The sequence below is a fragment of the Desulfosporosinus sp. FKA genome (genome assembly GCF_002196785.1).
Taxonomy (GTDB): domain Bacteria; phylum Bacillota; class Desulfitobacteriia; order Desulfitobacteriales; family Desulfitobacteriaceae; genus Desulfosporosinus; species Desulfosporosinus acididurans.
This window is the reverse complement of the sequence record NZ_NAHZ01000023.1, coordinates 1-16,542: the sequence shown is the minus strand read 5'-3', so window position 1 is coordinate 16,542 and position 16,542 is coordinate 1. Positions and strand designations below refer to the sequence as shown.

General features: G+C 41.9%; 11 protein-coding genes and 1 riboswitch. Of the genes, 7 read left to right on the top strand and 4 right to left on the bottom strand.

The features are described 5' to 3' along the window. Positions 1-56 precede the first annotated feature (56 nt). A riboswitch (cobalamin riboswitch) is annotated at positions 57-230 on the top strand. Between the two features lie 127 nt (positions 231-357). Genes purF through bzaB form a run of 3 tightly spaced genes read left to right on the top strand, consistent with a single transcriptional unit; the run spans position 358 to position 4,417 of the window. Continuing rightward, positions 358-1,758: an amidophosphoribosyltransferase gene (gene purF, locus B5771_RS06820; protein ID WP_088186858.1), complete on the top strand. Its 1,401-nt coding sequence runs from the start codon at positions 358-360 to the stop codon at positions 1,756-1,758. A gap of 60 nt (positions 1,759-1,818) precedes the next feature. Further along, positions 1,819-3,117 carry a phosphomethylpyrimidine synthase ThiC gene (gene thiC, locus B5771_RS06815; RefSeq protein WP_088186889.1) on the top strand — a complete coding sequence of 433 codons (1,299 nt, stop codon included), beginning with the start codon at positions 1,819-1,821 and terminating at the stop codon, positions 3,115-3,117. A gap of 19 nt (positions 3,118-3,136) precedes the next feature. Beyond that, entirely contained in the window at positions 3,137-4,417 is a 1,281-nt protein-coding gene (gene bzaB, locus B5771_RS06810) for a B12 lower ligand biosynthesis ThiC-like protein BzaB (protein ID WP_088186888.1), read from the top strand. A 69-nt stretch (positions 4,418-4,486) separates the two neighbouring features. Here the strand turns inward: bzaB and B5771_RS06805 are convergent, their stop codons facing one another. Then, positions 4,487-5,728: a hypothetical protein gene (locus B5771_RS06805; RefSeq protein ID WP_242966775.1), complete on the bottom strand. Its 1,242-nt coding sequence runs from the start codon at positions 5,726-5,728 to the stop codon at positions 4,487-4,489. Positions 5,729-5,792: 64 nt separating this feature from the next. Between B5771_RS06805 and B5771_RS06800 the strand changes: the two genes are divergently transcribed. Continuing rightward, entirely contained in the window at positions 5,793-6,602 is an 810-nt protein-coding gene (locus B5771_RS06800) for a hypothetical protein (protein WP_088186857.1), read from the top strand. Positions 6,603-6,797: 195 nt separating this feature from the next. On the opposite strand, the gene B5771_RS06795 is transcribed toward B5771_RS06800, so the two are convergent. Next, positions 6,798-7,697, bottom strand: coding sequence for a LysR family transcriptional regulator (locus tag B5771_RS06795; RefSeq protein WP_088186856.1), 900 nt, complete (start codon positions 7,695-7,697; stop codon positions 6,798-6,800). Between the two features lie 121 nt (positions 7,698-7,818). On the opposite strand from B5771_RS06795, the gene B5771_RS06790 reads away from it, so the two are divergent. From B5771_RS06790 to B5771_RS06780, 3 genes are all read left to right on the top strand, one after another. Then, complete coding sequence (locus tag B5771_RS06790; protein ID WP_088186855.1) at positions 7,819-9,099, top strand: amino acid permease; 1,281 nt, start codon at positions 7,819-7,821, stop codon at positions 9,097-9,099. A gap of 954 nt (positions 9,100-10,053) precedes the next feature. Then, positions 10,054-10,416 carry a hypothetical protein gene (locus tag B5771_RS06785; protein WP_088186854.1) on the top strand — a complete coding sequence of 121 codons (363 nt, stop codon included), beginning with the start codon at positions 10,054-10,056 and terminating at the stop codon, positions 10,414-10,416. A gap of 321 nt (positions 10,417-10,737) precedes the next feature. Next, entirely contained in the window at positions 10,738-12,717 is a 1,980-nt protein-coding gene (locus B5771_RS06780; protein WP_172408178.1) for a methyl-accepting chemotaxis protein, read from the top strand. Positions 12,718-12,876: 159 nt separating this feature from the next. Here B5771_RS06780 and B5771_RS06775 read toward each other — a convergent pair whose 3' ends face one another. Continuing rightward, complete coding sequence (locus B5771_RS06775) at positions 12,877-13,143, bottom strand: hypothetical protein (RefSeq protein ID WP_047810952.1); 267 nt, start codon at positions 13,141-13,143, stop codon at positions 12,877-12,879. Positions 13,144-13,274: 131 nt separating this feature from the next. Then, positions 13,275-15,962, bottom strand: a complete 2,688-nt coding sequence (locus B5771_RS06770; RefSeq protein WP_088186852.1) for a PAS domain S-box protein — start codon at positions 15,960-15,962, stop codon at positions 13,275-13,277. Positions 15,963-16,542 lie beyond the last annotated feature (580 nt).

Below are 16,542 nucleotides of genomic sequence, written 5' to 3'. Positions count from 1 at the left end.
CAAGTGAAACAATTTACACTTGACAGATTCTGTTTTCTTAAGTAATATCAACTGTAAATAAACATATTTTTACAGGTGCCCAATGAGGGAGAATAGGGAACCGGGTGCAAGTCCCGGACGGACCCGCCACTGTAATGGGGAGCTATTGCCGCAACCACTCCGTAGGGAGGAAGGGGGCAAGGAAGCTATGAACCAGAGTCAGGAGACCTGCCTGTAAATTCTATCTGTCGGCTTCGTGTTTAAGTCGATTTAGGTGAGGATGATGGAAAAATCCGCGCTCTTAGTGAGTTGCGGATTTTTTGTTTTAAACGGCTGCTAATTTTTAAAAGGTTACTGATTTCGAGGGAGGCGAAAAGAATGTTTCCGTGGGAACTTCATGACAAACCCCGTGACGAGTGTGGTGTTTTCGGTATTTACGCTCCAGGTAAGAGTGTTGCTCTGAAAACTTATTATGGACTTATTGCACTGCAGCATCGAGGAGAGGAAAGCGCAGGGATAGCCATTTCCGATGGGAAGGAACTTAGATTACATAAGAAAATGGGCTTGGTTACAGAAGTTTTTAATAAAGATCTTATTGAAAACTTAAAGGGAAATGCCGCCATTGGACATGTGAGATATTCAACCAGCTGTGATAGTTCGGAAGCAAACGCTCAACCTTTGGTTTATAAGGATGAACGGGGCAGTATCGCAGTAGCTCATAATGGCAACATAACCAATGCAAGTCAATTAAACAAGAGGTTGGCACCAGCGGGAGCAACTAAATCACTCAAGTTAGACAGTGCAGTTTTTTTGAGTTTTATAGAACATTACAGGAGTCTCCCGCTTAAGAAACTCTTGGAACGCTATCTGAATGACATATCAGGTTCCTACTCACTGGTCATGCTGACAGAAAACAGTCTAATCGGCTTGCGAGACCCCCATGGGATGCGCCCCTTATGCTTGGGTAAAATGAAAAATTCCGAAGTCGGTTATATGATAGCTTCGGAAACGTGCGCTATTGAGGCTGCAAACGGCGAAGTGATTCGGGAGATTAATCCCGGTGAGGGTGTGATAATCAACGAAGCGGGGATTGAGTTTATCCAAAACTGTTCGAGACGACGCCCATGCTTTTGCGTGTTTGAATACATTTATTTAGCACGTTCGGACAGTGTACTGGATGGCAGAACTGTGAATTCAGTCCGCAGAGATCTTGGCAGAGAGTTGGCCAGAGAGCATCCGATGGCTGGGGACGAAGTCATAGCCATTCCCGAGTCTGGTACGGCAATGGCTATGGGATACTCCGAGCAGCTTGGCCTGCCTTTCCGAGAAGGTTTGATTAGAAACAGGTACATGGGGAGGACGTTTATTAAACCTGAACAAACGGAACGAGAACGGGCTGTTAAGCTGAAATTTAATGTTCTTGGCGATGTGATTCGAGGGCAAAGGGTAGTTATTGTGGACGATTCCCTTGTTCGGGGAACCACCAGCCGCCAAATTGTCCAAATGTTCAGAGAAGCAGGCGCTAAAGAAGTGCATTTTCTGGCAGCGTCTCCGCCCTTACGCTTTCCTTGTTATTACGGTATCGATATTCCGTCCGTTGATGAGCTTGTTGCTGCGCAGCGGACTGTTGAAGAAGTTAGGCTTCAGATTGGAGCGGACAGCCTTTATTACCTTAGTCTGCCAGGAATGCTTCGAGTCCTGCAGCGGTCTGAAGAGCTTTGCACGGCGTGTTTTGATGGGGTATATCACGTGCCGGTTTTTAAACAGGAAACTGGTTAGATCGGCAAAGGGATTCAAAGAAAATCATTATATATTATCGGGAGGATGAGGAAGATAATGATGAGTTTGTTAACAAAAGCGCGTGAAGGAATAATAACACCTGAAATGGAGCAGGTGGCGGCTTGCGAAAACGTTGCACCGGAATTTATCAGGCAGGGAGTTGCTGAAGGAACTATTGTCATCCCTGGTAATATCAACCACAAGACTCTTGTTCCTGTAGGCATTGGGAAGGGACTGCGGACTAAGGTCAGTGCCAGTATCGGTCTTTACGGCAGCGAAGCCACCATAAGCGAAGAAATTGAAAAGGTCAAAACAGCCTTGGCAGCAGGTACGAATGCTCTCATGGATCTGAGTGTCAGCGGCGATATTGATACAATGCGTAAAGAAACCTTAAATTCTGCTTTCGTGCCGGTTGGAACACTGCCTGTTTATCAGGCAATAGCTGAAGCTGGGAAAAAGTACGGTTCGACTGTAAAAATGGATGTCGAGGAAATGTTTGAGGTCATTGAGAGGCATGCAGCCGATGGTGTTGATTTCCTGGCTTTGCACTGTGCAACGACTATGGAGGTTGTGGAACGGGCCAAGAAAGAAGGCCGCCTTGATCCCTTGGTAAGTTACGGAGGTACTCACTTAATCGGCTGGATGATTGCCAATCAATGTGAAAATCCTCTTTATGAACAATATGATCGGGTATTGGAAATTGCCAGGAAATATAACGCAACTCTCAGTCTGGCTGATGGGATGCGACCTGGTTGTCTGGCTGATTCTTTGGATGGAGCCCAGGTTCATGAATTGGTTATTTTAGGAGAACTGGTCAGGAGGGCCAGGGAAGCAGGGGTCCAAATCATGATTAAAGGACCTGGGCATATGCCTCTTGATCATGTGAAGGCGACGGTTACGTTACAAAAGAGCCTTTGCAAGGGAGCACCGTATTTTGTGTTTGGACCGTTGCTGACGGATATTGCTGCCGGTTATGACCATATTAATGCGGCTATCGGGGGAGCTCTTAGTGCCTGGGCCGGGGCGGAATTTCTTTGTTATGTTACTCCAGCTGAACATATTGGCGTGCCCAGTGTTGCTCAGGTGCGGGAGGGAGTCATCGCTGCCCGGATTGCAGCTCATGCCGGTGACTTAGGCAAAGGGTTGAAAGGAGCCAATCAATGGGATTTGGAAATGTCTATGGCCCGAAAGAAACTGGACTGGAAGAGGCAGATGGAACTGGCCCTTGATCCCCAGAGAGCCGAAGAAATCAGAAACACTCGCAATCGAGAGAAGTCTACGGCTTGTGCCATGTGCGGAAAGTATTGTGCTATGGAAATCGTTGCGAAGTATTTGAACACAGCTAGCCAGAGCTGTTAAGAAGGGAAAGGTGAATATGATGACTCAGGTTTTAAAAGCACGCGCAGGAATCATTACTGAGGAAATGGAAGTTGTTGCAGCTGATGAGAATCTTGATGTGGAGTTTATCCGACTGGGAGTTGCAGAGGGGAGAATCGTCATTCCCAGAAATAAAAATCGGAAGGAATTTAAATATTGCGGGATTGGAGAAGGTTTACGTATTAAGGTCAATGCCCTGATTGGTACCTCCAGCTCTTTGGATGACATGGAAATGGAAGCCCGCAAGCTGGCGATTGCCGAAGAGGCCGGCTGTGACAGTTTTATGGACTTGAGTACGGGAAAAGATATTGATGGCATGAGGAAACAGTCTTTGTCTCTGGCTCATGTCGCTGTGGGCAGCACAATGATTTACCAGGCAGGCATCGAAGCGATTGAAAAATACGGCAGTGTAGTTAACATGAGAGAGGAAGATATTTTTGAGGTCATTGAAAGACAAGCGGCAGATGGTCTGGATTTTATGGCAATTCATTGTGCTCTGAATATGGATGTCATCAAAAGAATGAGGACGACCGGACGGGTAACCGATGTGGTCAGCCGGGGCGGCGCTTTCCTCACTGGCTGGATGCTGCATAATCAGAAAGAGAATCCTCTGTACGAAAAATTCGACCGGGTGCTGGAAATTTTGAAGGCCTATGACGTTACCTTAAGCCTTGGCGATGCCATCCGTCCCGGCTGTCTTGCTGATTCGCTGGACGGTGCGCAGCTTCAGGGCATGATTATTCAAGGGGAACTTACCCGGCGGGCCCAGGAAGCCGGTGTTCAGGTTATGGTGGAAGGACCGGGCCATGTTCCGCTTAACCATGTCGACGCAACGATGCGCGTGCAGAAAAGGCTGTGTAATAACGCTCCCTATTATATTTTGGGCACTTTGGCGACCGATGTGACTCCCGGTTATGATCATATCAGCGGGGCGATCGGGGGAGCACTCATCGGAGCCTGCGGTGCTGATTTCCTATGTTATCTGACTCCTGCCGAACACCTGGGGCTGCCGACTGAGGAAGATGTCAGAACCGGTGTAATCACGACCAGAATGGCGGCTCATATTGCTGATATCGCTAAAGGCAATAAACAGGCCTGGGCCAGGGATTTGGAAATGGCGAAGGCCCGTGTGGCTTTGAATATGGACAGACAGATTAAGGCATCTCTTTATCCTGAACCACTGAAGGCCGCCGCTGTAACGGATAATGGTGATCACGGTTGTGTTGCCTGCGGAAGGGGATGTGCCGCCCAGGTCGCGGCTGAATATTTTGGGATTGCGTAAAGAGGTCAAAAACACCGCGTTATTTTTCAGAGTTCTGAACAAATGTCTGGTGATGGGACGAATGGGGAGTTACTCGAAGGAATCCGTAAGATCCTTAACAAGCTTCCCTTGTTCGTCACAGATCTTCACATGCACTAAATTTCTCTCTGAGGTGAAGTAAAGTATATATTTTTTTCTGTTTTCACCCTTTGCTGAAGGAACTGCGGGATCAGAGATGCTTTTTCTGGTAATGCGGACCGGACCAAAGAGATTCTTATCTTCGAGGATAACTTTGGGTTTCTGTTGATAATTGCATTTTATAAGCTTCCCTTTATGGCCTTTATCGTAACTGGTATAGACTAATGTATAATCCTTATTGAAGGTCGTTGAGGATATAGCAGGCAGAGCGCCTAAAGGATCGGTGTTTAAAGGGATCGTATCCATTTCAAGTGGATGATGGTCAACGGAATTATTTCGTCTAACCATAAAAATCTTTAAAGTTTGGTTATCAGAGGACTTAGAAGGGTTAAGATTCATGCCTATAAAACCATAGTCATTCTCGATCCCTTGTGCCTCAACAACATTGCGAATAAGAGGTTGATTATTGAAGGTTAAGGGCATGCCGTCAAAATCCATGGAGTAAAGGTCAAGTCCCTTTGGAGTTAGTGAGGTATAGGTAAGGGAACGATCCAAGGTGTCAGCATTGACGATCTGATAGGGTTTCCGTAGGAAAGTCATATCAAGGTTTGGTTGATCAGTTGTTGTGAAAAAAGGGGGGGTCTCTTGCTCAAAATTTTTCACATACAATAAATTATCATTTGCTTTAGAGTAATAAAGATTACCTTTGAAACCCATACTAGTGGCTTCGTCAAAATCTTTTATAGGTATGAACCCCTGATCGGCATGCAAATTACGGTTATCATCTCTGGTAAGAGTTGTTTTAACAATGCCGTTTCTAGATGCTGTAATGATGCCATAGCCCGAGAAAGAGTTGGTGAACAAAATAACGTTTCCGAGGGAGCGGTGAGTGGGGAATTCTGCTAAGAGTGTACTCTCACCCGTAGCTGCATTTAAATAGGATAAATAAGAATAGCTGATGTTATCCTTTAGTTTTGTTGCTAATACTAAGAGTGCGTTATCCGCTGAAACATAATTATCAAGCCAAACAATGTTTTTGATTTGGCCGAATTTTGCGGAAGTGAATTCCAGAAAAGGTTCCCGAAAGCTGGGCTTGGGAAGTGCCTTATATGCGGAAATTTGCGTAATTACAGTAGCCAATAAGACGATCAGTGTAAATAAGGCCATCAAGTATTTCTTCATACGCTGACTCATACTCCCTCCAAAATCTGGTATAATTAATTATATCACAAATTAGGCTGTTTAAAGGAGCAGAGTAATGGCTATTACTGAGAAACTAGGGGAACAGTTTAATGCTATTCACAAGGTCATCTGGATTATTTTGCTGCCCGTCATTTTAGATATTGGAGAACTTTATCTTTATGAAAGAATTTTTCATTGGGAATACATGCCGGTTATTAAACAATTCAGCCTGAAGTTGGGGTTTATATCAGCCCCGCCTAGTCTCAGGTATATCCTGGAAGATTTTCCTTCCTTGATCTTTCAGTATAATACAGGTACTTTTCGAGGAGTTATCACTCAAATCAACCTAGCAAACATGTTGCTTCTTCTATCGGTTGTTCTTGTCACAAGCTTTTTGGATAGTGGTTATTTAGCCGTTATTAGCCAAGCCGGTCGCAAGAGGGTAACTTGCAAAGACTTTTTCATTGAGGGCAATCGCTTATGGTTTAAGTTCTTTATCCTTGCTCTCCTGAAGGTTATTCCCATTCTCTTGGCCTTGATAAAAAAAGAACTCGCTTATTTTAGTTTGGTCACTGTCGTTTTCGTTTACGTTCAGTACTCAATCGTTGTCGATAATGTAAGCCTAAAAGACAATTTCAAACTAGGAATAAGTTTCTTATTTAATAATTTAGGATTAAGCTTTAGGATGGGTTTTTCTTTTGGCTTTCTATTTTCTCTCGTAGGGATATGTATGTGCTTTTTAACACGGGCGGGTTTTAACGGGATCGTGCTCGGTTCAATGATCACGGGCTATTTTGGAGCAGTTATGAATAAAGCCGTGTTAGAGATCTATCGAGAAGTATCTGAAAAGCAAAGTAAGATGGTTCAAGAAATCAGCGTCATCTAGAGACTCTTGATTTTTTAAAGACCTTGGAGGAGATTGCGATGCAAGATCCAGTGTTGAATAAAGTAATAGAAGAAGAATTACGGCGGCAACTTGGCGGGGTTAATTAATGCAAACTGGGATGGAATCAAAATAGTCAGTGAGTTCAGATTAACGATTTAATATTTGTGTCAAAGTGTGTCAAAAGGACCGTCCTCGTTACACATGTCGCCATTTTTCAGCGTGCTGGCCAACAAGAAGCAGGAATTCATGCAATGCCGGTGATCGCCACTTCTTTTTGTGAAATGCAATCTGAGTGGCTAGACGTTCTTCTCTGTCATCCCAGGCAAGTTGAACGAGTTTACCTTCACGCACTTCATTTTGCACGGTGATCAGCGGAAGAAGTGATAGGCCTAATCCTGACATAACACAGTTTTTAATGGCTTCGATACTCCAGAATTCAAGGTCTGGATTGGGAAAGATTCCGTGTCTGTTAAGATGGTGCTCGAACAATGTACGGTAGGTACATCCCTGCTCAGTTTGCAGTATCGTTTCGTCCTTTAAATTGACAGGCTCGACATGCTCACAATGGACAAGCGGATGGTCTGGTGGTGCAATGAGAGCCATTTTTTCGTGAACGAGGGTTTCAATCTGGAGCTCGCGGTCTTCAGTCTCCGGTTGAAGCAGGAAAGCAAGATCAAGTTCTCCCGAACGGATAAGGTCACGTAATTCCCAACATACACCGGGCTTTAACGTTATTTTAACGCCTGGATAACGGCTCTTATACTCACGGATAATACCAGGCAAGCGAAAGGCTGCCAGCGATTCTGGGGCACCAATTGTCAGTGTACCGGCAAGAGCACTGTCCGACCGGACCGCTTCTTTGGCCAAGGCATGCATTTTAGTAATTTCTTGGGCGTAAGGTATTAGTCGCTGTCCAGCATCGGTAAGGACAATTGTTTTGCCTAACCTGTCAAATAAAGGCGTTTCAAGCTCTGCTTCGAGCGCTTGAATTTGAGCAGTTACGCTGGACTGGGCGTATCCCAACATATTTGCGGCGCGGGTAAAACTACCAGCTTCGACGACGCTAAGAAATGTAAACAAATTTCGTAGTTCCAATTTCAGATCTCCCTTTTATCATCGGTTATCACGATGCATATCATCGAAATCTTCCGTTTTCCTGATAACATCATTATCTGGTACTATTAGAGAAAATTCAAGTGAAGCGGGAGATAGAATTATGAGTAATGAAAGAAGACTTAAGGGTACTATCGGATTGCCGCAGGCAATAGCTCTATATATCGGAGCCGTACTAGGTTCGGGAGTTCTAATTGTTCCTGGGTTGGCAGCGGAGATTGCCGGCCCGGCTTCCTTGCTGGCATGGGGGCTTATGACTTTGCTTATCTTACCACTCGCCTTGTCTATGGGGTTGCTTTCGTCTAAGTTTCCGAATGCCGGAGGGGTTTCCTATTTTGTAACGAAGGCATTTGGGCAGGAAGCTGGCTCGCTTGTGGGCTGGTTTTTTCTTATGTCTGTACCTATTGGAGCTCCAGTGGCTGCCTTGACAGGTGCTGGTTATATGTCAGCAGCTATGGGCTGGGATAATAGCATGCGAGTTGCTTTGGCAGCAGTAATGCTTGCGGTCGGGTTATTAATTAACGTTGTCGGCATGAAAGTAGCAGGTCAAGTGCAAATTGCAGTTGTCCTGGCAATTGTTGTTGTTTTATTGGTAGTTATTTTCGGGGCCGTTCCTAATATTGAGTATGTAAATTTTAAGCCGTTCATGCCCCATGGTTGGTGGAGTGTTGGCAAGGCTGCTTCTATTTTGTTCTGGTGTTATATCGGCTGGGAGGCGGTCTCTCATTTATCCGAAGAATTCGTAGATCCTCAACGTGCAGCCGTCAAAGGAGTAACTATTGCGGCAGTCATTGTTGGATTACTGTATTTTCTTACAGCGTTTGCTACAGTTGGGACACATAATTACAATACAGCAGGATCAGATGCTTCCCTCGTTTTGGTTATAAGTAAGCTTTTTGGGCACTGGGGGGCTCTGGCAGCTGGATTAACAGGTGTGTTCATCTGTACTGCGACTATTATCGCCTATACGGGTGCGGCTTCCCGCCTTGCCTATGCCTTGGCCCGGGAGGGAGAGGCTCCACGCTGGATGAGTGTTTTTTCTAAACGATTTGGCACACCAATCGGTGGAATTGCTTTTCTTGCTCTATGCTTTGCCGCTGTTCTTTATGTATATGCGAGTGGGAAAATATCCCTAACAACTCTTATACAAATACCAAATGCAACCTTCATTCTTACATATCTTGGCGGCTGTGCAGCTGGAATCCGGTTGTTAAAAGAAAGTTTTTGGGGAGTTCGTATTAGCTGGCTTTCTTTTCTTTCAACAGCGGCTGTATTCCCATTTGTCGGTTGGGCGATTTTGTACCCCTTGGTTATTATTCTTGGTTTCGGGATGACAAGAAAGCTAAGTCGTAAAAACAGTTTGTCCTATAAGTTTCGAAGTTAGTTAACTGATGTTCTTGAGGCCCATTTCATGGAACTGTCTAAACTTCTAGTTAAATGGAGAGAAAAGCTTATAAGCCTAAGCGATGACCCCAAAATATGACACATACCGGTATTTATTAAATTTTCTAAAAATTCGTAGCAGAAGAGATGAAAAGATCTCTTAGGGAATCGGCCGCCCATCCTGCCCTTTGTGTCAAAAGTGTGTCAAAAGGACCGTCCCTCTGACACGCCCTATAAATAAAAAACGAGCTCCTAATTTTTAATCAGGAACTCGTTTTCACTCACTTAAGGTTTGGCTATATGAAATTAGCATCATTTTTCATCACGCACCTTTTAGGAGATTTTTTTGCGGACACTTTTTGGCTCAGAAGCTTTTAAAGATTCAAGCCCAACTGAAGCAAGAATTTCTTGAATCATATTAATCTGTTTCTTACTCAAATAACACACCTCCTTTAAAAAAATAATATTACCACAGAATATCTGATTTTACAAGATAATTTATTTCCCGGACAAGTATCCCAACCATTTATATTAACCTCATGAGGCGAGAAAAATGTATAGTATACAAAATAATGGTTATACTTATATAAGGAATACATGTTCGTTACGGAAAGCTGCCATATAAAATTTCTATATTGTAACGATCCACCGAGGGAATTTTCTAGACGAAGTAAAAACTAATTAGTGAAAGAGGCTTCTTGTCGAGGATTATTAACTGGTAAAACACAACATACATTCTTCTTCAGGAGAAATGGGCTTTTCCTAAACATAAATCCCTTTCTGACTGGATAAAAACAAAGGACTTATCTGCATTCTAGGAGTGGGGTAAGTCCTAGTTTTTTATCCCATGCGGCGAGAAGACTCCCATCCTCTATAGGTGGTGAGAAACTGTATTTTACAACAAAAGGTCAATGCCCTATCCACAGTCAGTCCATTCAGGTGGTGTTACGAACGTATGATGATTATGACAAGTCAAAAAGAGGCCGCTGGAGCAGAGGAAGATAAAGATTCCAGCGTTTTAGTGATGGATAATCCCTTTGGCCCTATTTCTTCGGAACACTTGCTCAATCCGCTTTTTGAAATCGCCAAAAAACACCGCACCCAGCTGATCTGTCTTTCTGATCTGAAACAAAACTCCATCCTGAATTGTATTAACCTGATCTACATGCTCAAAGTTAGAGCCAGTGCCATCGGCAGCAATGAGTATTTGAAGTTCGAAGAAATAATTCGGGACGATAGTAATATTCATAACGATGAAAAACTGGAAAAAGCGATATTTAGGATTTCCGAGCATAAACAGATTAATTTATTTGACTAAGATATAGCTCTCTATAGTGTTTAAAGCCCGAAAATTGATGAATCAGTAAACTATACGTGTTTGAGCCACGTCCTAGTTCACTGATTTTCATTGTTGCAGCCATAATGAACACCTTATCGATCCGATAAATTAAGCTCAAAGCATCTCTAATGCTTTGAGTGCAAAAAAAAACCGATTATATAATTTATATTAAAGGAATTTTTGGGAATATGTCGAAATCAAATATCTATTATATAGATAATAACAAAAGAATAGTTCTTAATAAGAGCTGAATTAACCCTAGGAGTCTATGATTATTAATTGGTTGAGAGGATGAGAAAAATGATCAAGACGAATTTTTTTAAATCAATTGCTGGAACCTTAATCCTGTGGTTTCTTGTTCTTTCCTTAATACCCCTTTTTGGTATAAGTGTCTTCAATTATTATACAAGTAAAAATAATATGACACAGGATGCCATTCATAATATGAATCAAACCGTCACCTTAACTGCAGGTTCTTTAAACGATTGGTTAAAAGAAAAAATGGACGTTCTTAATACGATCGGCAAAAATCCCGTGTTCGCCACAGGTGATAAAGCACAGATCATGGTTTATCTTGAACGTGCATCCGAAGCTACTCCTTATGCTGAGGATCTTCTTTGGGCGGATGAGAGCGGACAAGCCGTTAATTCTTCAGGAAAAACATTAACGATTAGCGATCGTGCTTATTTTCAATCTGCCCTCAAAGGGGAGCCTACTATTTCCTCGATGGTCGTATCCAAGAGTACGCAAAATGATATTGTTCCTATTGCTATACCATTACACGGTAACAATGGATCTTCCGTACTTGTTATGAGTCTTAAAGGTGAAGCTATCCAAGCGATTGTAAATAAGGCAAAATACGGAAATGCAGGATATTCGTATTTGTTTGACAGTACAGGACTCGTCATTGCCCATCCGGAAAATTCACAAGTTCTTAAACTCAATGTTATAAAATCAAATTCTGCAAGCCTTAATCAGATCGGCTCCCAAATGTTAAAAAATCAACAAGGATCTGGAGAATATGTCTTTGAAAATATTGACAAAGAGGTAGTTTATACGACGATTCCCAATACCGATTGGCATCTGGTTCTTACTGCTCCGATCAATGAATTCTATAGCTTTGCCACGAAGCTTTTGTACATGAGTTTGGGAGCAGGTTTAGGGATAGCGTTACTTGTTGCAATTTTAGCTTGGTTTATTAGTAAAAGGATTTCCAAACCAATCGTAGCATTAGCAGAACAAACCGATATTTTAGCGACAGGTCGATTAGATGTAACGATCAGTGACGGTTTTATGGGAGAATTAGGTGTTCTTGGACGATCGTTAAAAACTATGACGGAAAATTTGCGAAATACCGTCTCAGAAGTGCATCAAAGTTCCAGCCAATTAGTGGCTTCAGCTCAGGAATTAAGCACGTCGACTGATGAGTCTTCGTCCTCCGTTGAACAGGTTGCTCGTGCGATAGAAGAAATGGCGGGGGGAGCAAGTCATCAAGCAGAAAGCTCACAGCAAATTGTTGAAATGGTCAATCAAATCGTTCGCGCAGTTGATCATGTAAATGATATGATCAATAAAACGGTTGACGATGCAAGTTTAGCAAAGGCGTCCATAGAAGAGGGAATGCGAGCAGTTTCAAACCAAACAATAAAAATGAAGGAAAATTTGGAAGTAAGCCGTCAAGTGGCTTTGGCTATTGACCATCTAGCCCAACAATCTCAAGAGGTCGGAGCCATTTTAAGTACCATCTCCAACATTGCTGAACAGACGAATTTGCTTGCTCTCAATGCGGCCATCGAAGCAGCACGTGCTGGGGAACATGGACGTGGATTTGCTGTGGTAGCCGATGAGGTAAGGAAATTAGCAGAAGGATCTCGACAAGCAACTGAAGAAATCGCCGAAATTGTTGGTAACATTCAAAGTCGCGCTCAAGAAGCATCGGAGCAAATGAATAAGGCAAAAACCGTAGTTGAAGCTCAAGAACAAGCTGTAGACTATACGAATCATTCCTTTGAAAGCATCTCCGAGATCGTAAGGTCCATGGGCGAACAAATGGAAAATGTTAAGAATTCCTCAGAACAGATTGGCGGCCATGTCAGCGATATTTCAGAGAGTATTGAATCCATCGTGTCTGTTGCTCAAGAAAATGCAGCTGGAGCAGAGGAAGTGTCCGCTAGCACTGAGGAATTGAGTGCTGCAACAGAGCAAATTGCCGCTGCAGCCAGAACCTTAGTAATCTTGGGAGAAGACCTGGATAAAGCCGTGGCTATTTTCAAGCTTTAAGTTAAGGCAATTAATATTGTCTTGATTTAATGAATGCTCTTCTGCACTTGAAAAGTATCAATTTCAAATTAATGATCACACTGAAGAAGAGTTATGAGCATTAATTTTAGAACTTAATTCTTAAGTAAAATGAGCCCCGGTTTACCGGGGCCGTTGATTTTAATAACTAACATAGGTTATTTGTCGGACAGGGATTCTCACGACTGATTGAATTCCATCAATTTGGTTTCCGATATTTGAGAATAACCGAGCGTTAGTTACAAATGCCACACCGTCAATAACTCCTCCGTAATTTCCAACCCAAGTGCTTGAATCAGTACCAATTACTATACGGGCGCCTATCGGCAGAGTGTCAAACAGAATAGCATTAAATGGGGGGGCACCAAAAGGGGGTACGCCAAAAGGAGGGAATCCAAAACCTGCCATAAATATTATCTCCTCTCGATTTTGATTTTTGGCTATTGAGCCAAGATAAGATGAGAAAGGAGATGTTGGATTGGGCTGTTTCTAATACATAGTATGAAACTTGTCCTAAGAATGTGATAAAAATAAATGAATTAGGCGATCTTACCTTCCTGCACTTTCCCTAAGCTTGGGATCGAGAAAATTATGTAAAAGGTAGTTCCGCTGGAATTGGAATCAACCTTAATTTTGGCGTTATGCGATTCTACAATCTTGTAACTGGTAGCTAACCCTAATCCCGTTCCATTATCTTTCGTTGTGTAGAATGGAATTCCGAGTTTATTCATATTCTCGGGAGGGATCCCGCAACCCTCATCCTTAATGGCAAGAACTACTTGGTTATTATGCAAATAAGTTTTAAGAGTTAGGCCACCGTCTTCTTCCATAGCTTCAAGCCCGTTTCGAGCTATATTTAAAATTAGTTGGGTAATTTCCTTTTTATTCAATTCTAGATTTGGGATTTTCCCCGGAATATACTGAATTCTCTTGTTTTGAGTAAACGCGTCAGCTTCTAAAAGCGGGTAAAGATGTGTAAGAATGTCGTTGAGACTTTGAAGTTTCAGCTCAGTTTGCTTTGTTTGCGCGAGGGATAAAAATTCTGTAATAATTTCGTTTGCTCGATCGAGTTCTGAAATCATCAATTCGAAGGTGGATTTTTGGGCAGCATAATCGGGTTTTACCTCCATCAGTTGCAGGTAACCGCGTACGGTTGTCATTGGATTTCGTATTTCGTGCCCGATTCCAGCAGCCATTTGCCCTACAAGGTTTAGACGGTCTAGTCTAGCCATTTCATCTTGAGCTACCTTTCGGTCTGTAATGTCTCGGAAATAAGAGCTTAGACCAGTCTCTGTAGGGTAAGTACTAACTTCAAACCATTTGTTGCCTAACGCCTCAGAGAAAACTTCAAAGGTTATAGATTTGTTTTCGGTGAGGACGTCTTGAGAGTGTAATAGGGCAGTGCTCATAATGGTGCATTCTTCCGTCATTTTTTTACCTAACAATTCATCACGAGATCTTCCGAAAGCGATTTCACCTGCACGATTGATATATGTCAATTGAGTGCTTCTATCTACGGCAAGAAAACAATCAGTCATACTTTCAAGGACTGAGACTATCTCTTGCTGCGATTTTGTTAAATTTTCACAGGTTAATTTCTGCTCGGTTATATCTTGATAATAAACCGATAATCCGTTTTCGGAAGGATATACTTTTACTTGATACCAGATGCCTTTCTCTAAAAAGCTATGATATTCAAAGGTAATAGGTTCACAATGGGCCATGGCTTTTTGATAATTCAAGTGAAGCAGCGTTCCTTGTGACTGTGGGATTTCTTTCCAGAGAACATTACCTAAAAGTTTATCTCTTGATTTGCGTAATAACTCCTCAGCTTTATTATTGACGAAGGTAAAACGCCATTGATGGTCAAGTACGTAAAATCCATCAGGCATATGATTGATAATATCTGCAATAAGCTGGTTACTCCGGGATAGTTCGGCCTCTAATGAAAGGTATTTAGTAAGTTGCTCCACTTGTTCTTGTTGCATTCGTTTCATTTCTGTCACGTCATTATACGCTATCAAAATACATTCTTGGTCATCCATAGTAATTGTTTCAGCGGAAAGGATGGCCGTTCCAATTGAACCAAATTTCGTAATGAGTGTACTTTCAATGTTATGTACTGATCCTTGATTGTTGATAATTTTGGTAATGAGTTTGAATTCATGTTTAGGAACCCCAATTTCAATGGGGGTCTTACCAATTACGTCCTCGCGAGAGAAGCCTCTTTCTTCTAGGAAATGATCGTTGACATCGATATATTGATAATCGGATTTTCTTAGAATAGCCATCATGTTAGGACTCAACTGAAACGCTTTTCGAAATCGATCTGTTGCCCCTCTAAGTTTCTTTTCTTCCTTTTTCTGATCAGTAATATCTTTAATGATGGCAACATATGCTTCTTCACTGCTAGGCATTTGAAATCTTGCCAAATCGGCAATAATATGCCGATTATTCTCTGTTGAAATTTCTTGATGAAGTTGTTTTGTAGTATCCGACACTGATTTATTACGGTTTAATAGAAGAGTCGGAGTTTCAGTGAAGGACTTTAAAGAGCATTTTTCCGTTATATTTTTACTAAGCAAAAGTGGCCCATGGTTATTAAAGACTATTAAGTTTAGAGGACTATTCGTTAAGATTGTATGGAGGATGGAGGCTTTACCCAAAAAATCGTAAGTCCAGAAATAAAAGTTAAAAATTATTGTTGTGGCTAATGGAGTTATGATTAAGTATGGAGCTGTGACTATTCTAAGAACTTTTGCAGTGTCTCCTTTCCAGGGGGGAACGAATCCTACAATAAATAAGAAGATACATGCCATAATCATGCCCAAGATATACCAAAACACTAATCTGTTTCCAGTTTGGGTGCTTTTAATATATTGTTTCAGAAAAGTCCCCAAAAATGCAAAAACAACGATACTTGTTATGCCGCCCATTGAACCGCTTCCCCCAACACTGTAACGATAAAGCGAGCTTATGCTGGCGGCTATTGCTGCTGTCACGGGTCCGCCTACAAAACCTGCCATGGTCATAGTAATGTGTCGGAAATCATAGAAGCGACCTGGAACAACAGTGATTTTACCATCCATTGTAAGGATAGTAATGAGTCCAAACATTACGCCTAAGAAGTAAGGAGAGTATTTTTTGTTCAAAGATAGGTTGATCCATATGACGGCAGCGCAGAGAAACAAGACATTGAGTACATTTGATAAGAAGTCGTAGTACAAAATAAACCACTTCCCATTTTGCAAATTTTGCCAACGATTAAAATTATATTCCTAATTTCGAAAAAATGTTGTCGGAACGTTATGTCGTATTATTATTTTGATTAAGCTTTAAAATCAAATAAAATAACTTTTTGTATTATTAATTAAACTTTCCCTTGTGAAATGACTAGAAAAGTAAAGAAGATGGGATAGCAGTGAATTTTTTGAAACGTTTCCATAATATAATATCGAAAATATAATATCGAATCGAACAAATCAGCCATCAGGGCTTATCACGGAAAGACAAAGATCACAATTAACAGTTGACAACGTAAGTTAAAGGTGTTATGATTCAAATCCAGCCAAAACAGCTGAGAGAATTCGGTAACTTGGATCTAAGGAGTTGAAAATTAGCCATTGACAACTCAGGTTGAAAATGATAATATGTAATTCCGGCCAAGATGGCTGACAAGATGGTCTTTGAAAACTAAACAACAAGGACAGCCAATGAGAGAAACTCGGAAGAGTTTCAAAAGAATCATGGAATCATGAGCAAGATATCATCTTCTTCAAGAGAAGTTGAAATAACTTTTTTGGAGAG

What these genes read in the sequence shown, in the direction of transcription:
- purF (WP_088186858.1), top strand. Translation starts at nt 358, where the DNA reads ATGTTTCCGTGGGAACTTCATGACAAACCCCGTGACGAGTGTGGTGTT.
- thiC (WP_088186889.1), top strand. Translation starts at nt 1,819, where the DNA reads ATGAGTTTGTTAACAAAAGCGCGTGAAGGAATAATAACACCTGAAATG.
- bzaB (WP_088186888.1), top strand. Translation starts at nt 3,137, where the DNA reads ATGACTCAGGTTTTAAAAGCACGCGCAGGAATCATTACTGAGGAAATG.
- B5771_RS06805 (WP_242966775.1), bottom strand. Translation starts at nt 5,728, where the DNA reads ATGAGTCAGCGTATGAAGAAATACTTGATGGCCTTATTTACACTGATC.
- B5771_RS06800 (WP_088186857.1), top strand. Translation starts at nt 5,793, where the DNA reads ATGGCTATTACTGAGAAACTAGGGGAACAGTTTAATGCTATTCACAAG.
- B5771_RS06790 (WP_088186855.1), top strand. Translation starts at nt 7,819, where the DNA reads ATGAGTAATGAAAGAAGACTTAAGGGTACTATCGGATTGCCGCAGGCA.
- B5771_RS06785 (WP_088186854.1), top strand. Translation starts at nt 10,054, where the DNA reads ATGATGATTATGACAAGTCAAAAAGAGGCCGCTGGAGCAGAGGAAGAT.
- B5771_RS06780 (WP_172408178.1), top strand. Translation starts at nt 10,738, where the DNA reads ATGATCAAGACGAATTTTTTTAAATCAATTGCTGGAACCTTAATCCTG.
- B5771_RS06775 (WP_047810952.1), bottom strand. Translation starts at nt 13,143, where the DNA reads ATGGCAGGTTTTGGATTCCCTCCTTTTGGCGTACCCCCTTTTGGTGCC.